The organism is Bacteroides sp. UBA939 (assembly GCF_002293435.1).
GTDB lineage: Bacteria > Bacteroidota > Bacteroidia > Bacteroidales > Bacteroidaceae > Bacteroides.
The window spans coordinates 1-5,042 of sequence record NZ_DBDF01000147.1; the positions used below are offsets into that span (position 1 = coordinate 1).

3 protein-coding genes are annotated in these 5,042 nt (G+C 46.0%); all 3 read left to right on the plus strand.

Going from position 1 to position 5,042, the window contains the following annotated elements:
- Nucleotides 1–270: 270 nt before the first annotated feature.
- Nucleotides 271–738 (plus strand): ribosome assembly cofactor RimP, encoded by a 468-nt coding sequence (gene rimP, locus B2Z67_RS09240; protein ID WP_291529536.1) that lies wholly within the window; start codon nt 271–273, stop codon nt 736–738.
- 2 nt (nt 739–740) lie between these two features.
- Complete coding sequence (nusA, locus tag B2Z67_RS09245) at nt 741–2,009, plus strand: transcription termination factor NusA (RefSeq protein ID WP_291529537.1); 1,269 nt, start codon at nt 741–743, stop codon at nt 2,007–2,009.
- Nucleotides 2,010–2,073: 64 nt separating this feature from the next.
- Nucleotides 2,074–5,042, plus strand: a 2,969-nt coding sequence (gene infB / locus B2Z67_RS09250; protein ID WP_291529538.1) for a translation initiation factor IF-2, incomplete at its 3' end; no start/stop codon positions are given.

Here is a 5,042-nt window from a genome sequence, read left to right on the forward strand (position 1 = left end):
CGTTTCGCTCTATTATCATTCATAGCATAAACTAATTATGAACAGCTACTTAATAAATCCTCATTTATCCTAACTGCATGGACAATGCAGGCAAGTACCTCTCATATATGTGAATTATAAGGAATAGGCTTTACGCTAACACACTGTTAATTTATTCTTTTTTTCTCTAATATTTTGTAGTAGAATAGATTATTTGTATCTTTGCAACCGCAATGGATGAAAGGTGGAGGGGCAATTAAGCTCCTTTTTTTGTTCTTATATACTTAATCAATGATAGAAAAGAAAACTGTTTGTCAGATTGTTGACGAGTGGCTGGACGGAAAAGAATACTTTCTTGTGGAAGTAACCATCAGTCCGGACGGCAAAATTCTTGTGGAAATAGACCACAAAGAAGGAGTTTGGATTGAAGACTGTGTGAATTTGAGCCGGTACATCGAATCCAAACTAAATCGCGAAGACGAAGATTATGAACTGGAAGTAGGTTCTGCCGGCATAGGACAGCCGTTTAAGGTATTGCAACAGTACTACAACCATATAGGCAAGGAAGTGGAAGTGTTGCTAAAGGATGGCCGTAAACTGTGCGGCGTGCTGAAAGATGCGAACGAACAACATCTCACGGTGACCATCGAAAAGAAAGTGAAACCCGAAGGAGCCAAGCGCCCCAAAATGGTGGAAGAAGATGAAACCCTTGCGTATGATGATATAAAATACACTAAATACTTAATCAGTTTTAAATAGTTATGGCCAAGAAAGAAGAAACCATCAGCCTGATAGATACCTTTTCGGAATTTAAAGAACTGAAGAACATCGACCGTACCACGATGGTGAGCGTGCTCGAAGAATCGTTCCGTAGCGTAATTGCGAAGATGTTTGGTACCGATGAGAATTACGACGTTATCGTGAACCCGGACAAGGGTGACTTTGAGATATGGCGTAACCGTGAAGTAGTAGCGGATGAAGACTTGACAAATCCGAATATACAAATCTCGCTGACCGAAGCTCAGAAAATAGACGCTTCGTATGAAGAAGGCGAAGAGGTGACGGATGAAGTACACTTCGCCAAGTTCGGACGCCGCGCCATCCTGAACCTGCGCCAGACTTTGGCTTCCAAGATTTTGGAACTCGAAAAAGACAGTATCTATAACAAATATATCGATAAGGTAGGAAGCATCATCAATGCAGAAGTATATCAGATATGGAAGAAAGAAATGCTGCTGCTGGATGATGAAGGTAACGAGTTGCTGTTGCCCAAAACAGAACAAATCCCAAGCGATTTCTATCGCAAAGGCGAAACGGCTCGCGCTGTAGTAGCCCGTGTGGACAACAAAAACAACAACCCGAAGATTATCCTTTCGCGCACATCGCCTGTATTCCTGCAGCGTTTGTTCGAGATGGAAGTGCCCGAAATCAACGACGGACTAATCACCATCAAGAAGATTGCCCGCATCCCGGGCGAGCGTGCCAAGATTGCCGTTGAATCTTACGACGACCGCATCGACCCCGTAGGCGCTTGTGTAGGTGTGAAAGGTAGCCGCATTCATGGCATCGTTCGCGAGTTGCGCAACGAGAACATAGACGTAATCAATTATACGGCTAATACTCAGTTGTTTATCCAGCGCGCACTCAGCCCCGCCAAGATATCTTCTATCCGCCTGAACGAAGAAGAACATAAAGCGGAAGTATTCCTGAAACCGGAAGAAGTGTCGCTGGCTATTGGTAAAGGCGGTTTGAACATCAAACTGGCCAGTATGTTGACCGAGTACACTATTGACGTATTCCGTGAGTTGGATCAAGCTGTTGAAGACGAAGATATCTACTTGGATGAGTTCAGAGACGAAATAGACGGTTGGGTAATCGATGCCATTAAAGAAATAGGTATCGATACCGCAAAGGCTGTACTGAACGCTCCACGTGAGATGCTGATTGAGAAGACCGACTTGGAAGAAGAAACAGTGGACGAAGTATTACGCATTTTGAAATCGGAGTTTGAAGAAAACGAGAACGCATAGTCTGCCGACGTTTGTTTCTGTTTGTATAAACTTCCTTCTCCACATTATTCATTAAATTTTTAGTATGACGATAAGGTTAAATAAAGTAACAAGAGATTTGAATGTAGGAATTGTGACGGTAGTCGAGTTCTTGCAGAAGAAAGGTTTTGCCGTCGAAACAAATCCCAATACAAAGATTACCGAAGAGCAGTATGCCCTGCTTGTGAAAGAGTTCAGCACAGATAAGAATCTCAGACTTGCATCGGAACGTTTTATTCAGGAACGACAAAACAAAGACCGCAACAAAGCCTCGGTATCTATTGATGGTTACGAAACTGAGACTGCGGAGAAAACGAAAGTCGAGGAAATCAAAACTGTTGTCCCCGAAGATGCACGTCCGAAGTTTAAACCTGTCGGAAAAATAGATTTGGATAAACTGAACCGTAAGCCGGCAGTGGAGAAAGTAGAGGAAAAGGTAGAAGAACCTGCACCCGTGGCGAAAGAAGAACCGAAACCACAGCCGCAGCCCACAGCCGAGCCTCAACCACAACCGGAATCCAGGCAGCCGGAATCCAAACCGCAGTCACAGGAAAAAGTTCAACCGGAATCGGAACATAAACCGCAGCCGCAGCCAAAACCTGAGCCTCAACCTCAACCGGCTTCCGCTCCTGCGCCCGTAGCGAAGGAAGAACCGAAGCCCGTAATTGTAGAGCAGAAGCCTGTTCCTGCTCCGGAAGTGAAAAAGGAAGAAGTAAAAAAAGAACAACCAACTCCCGTGTCACCTGTCAAGGAAGAAGAGAAACCTGCCGTTGCAGAAGCACAACCGGCCGGCAATGAAGATAAAATATTCACGCTCCAAAAACCGGAGTTTGTATCTAAGATTAATATTATCGGCCAGATTGACCTGGCTACCCTGAATCAGTCCACACGTCCCAAGAAGAAATCCAAAGAGGAGAAACGCAAGGAACGTGAAGAAAAGGAAAAAGTCCGCCAAGACCAGAAGAAGTTGATGAAAGAGGCGATAATCAAGGAAATACGCCGCGAAGACAACAAGAAAGATGGTAACAAGGAAAGAGATAACCGGGATAATAGAGACAATAAAGATAAAGCTAAGGAGCAGGATGGCGCCAATAAGAAGAAACGTCTCCGTATTAATAATAAGGAGAAAGTAGACATCAATAACGCATCCAACTTCCAGCGCGGAGGCGATAACCGTGGCAAAGGTCATCAGCCAGGCGGTGGTGGTGGAGCCCAAGGTGGTGGCGGTAATAACCATCAGGGCAGCGGCAATAAAAACAACCGCAACAACAAGGACCGTTTTAAGAAACCGGTTATCAAACAGGAGGTTAGTGAAGAGGATGTAGCAAAACAAGTAAAAGAAACGTTGGCTCGCCTGACTTCCAAAGGTAAAAACAAGACGGCGAAATATCGCAAAGAGAAACGCGATATGGTATCCAACCGCATGCAGGAACTGGAAGACCAGGAAATGGCGGAAAGCAAAGTACTGAAGCTGACCGAATTCGTAACAGCCAACGAGTTGGCAAATATGATGGACATTTCAGTTACACAAGTTATCGCTACTTGTATGAGCATCGGTATCATGGTTTCAATCAACCAGCGTCTGGATGCCGAAACCATCAATCTGGTGGCAGAGGAATTCGGATATAAGACGGAATACGTCAGTGCCGAAGTGGCTCAGGCGATTGTGGAAGAAGAGGATGCCGAAGAAGACTTGGAATTCCGTGCACCGATTGTTACCGTTATGGGTCACGTAGACCACGGTAAGACATCGCTGCTCGACTATATCCGTAAAGCAAACGTAATTGCCGGTGAGGCAGGTGGTATCACGCAGCACATCGGAGCATACAACGTGAAACTCGAAGACGGACGCCGGATTACTTTCCTTGATACTCCGGGTCACGAAGCATTTACTGCCATGCGTGCCCGTGGTGCAAAAGTGACGGACGTAGTTATCATTATCGTTGCTGCCGACGACAATGTGATGCCGCAAACGAAAGAAGCCATCAACCATGCTATGGCTGCCGGCGTACCTATCGTGTTCGCCATTAACAAGATTGATAAACCGACTGCAAATCCGGATAAGATTAAAGAAGAACTGGCAGGTATGAACTACCTGATTGAAGAATGGGGAGGTAAGTACCAGTCGCAAGATATATCAGCCAAAAAAGGTATCGGTGTGAACGAGTTGCTGGAAAAAGTATTGCTGGAAGCGGAAATGCTTGATTTGAAAGCAAACCCGAATCGCAAGGCTACAGGTTCCATCATCGAATCTTCATTGGATAAAGGACGCGGTTATGTAGCTACCATGCTGGTGTCGAACGGTACGTTGCACGTAGGTGATATCGTATTGGCGGGCACGGCCTATGGTAAAGTGAAAGCCATGTTCAATGAACGTAATCAGCGCATGAAAGAAGCCGGGCCTTCTGAACCGGTATTGATCCTGGGATTGAACGGCGCACCTGCAGCAGGTGATACATTCCATGTAATCGACACCGAACAGGAAGCTCGTGAAATCGCCAACAAGCGCGAACAGTTGCAACGCGAACAAGGCTTGCGTACTCAGAAGATGCTGACTTTGGACGAAGTTGGACGCCGCTTGGCTCTGGGTGACTTCCACGAACTGAACGTAATTGTTAAGGGTGACGTGGATGGTTCTGTAGAAGCTTTGAGCGACTCACTGATTAAGTTGTCTACAGCACAGGTTCAGGTGAATGTTATCCACAAAGGCGTGGGAGCTATCTCCGAGTCTGATGTTTCGCTGGCTGCCGCATCGAATGCCATTATCATTGGTTTCCAGGTACGTCCGTCGAACGCTGCTGCGAGACTGGCAGAGAACGAGGGAGTTGATATCCGTAAATACTCGGTAATCTACGACGCCATCGAAGAAGTGAAAGCTGCTATGGAAGGTATGTTGGCGCCACAGGTGAAAGAGCAGGTGACTGCTACTATCGAAGTGCGCGAGGTGTTCAATATCACCAAAGTAGGTCTGGTAGCCGGTGCGGTAGTGAAAACCGGAAAGGTGAAACGCAGCGA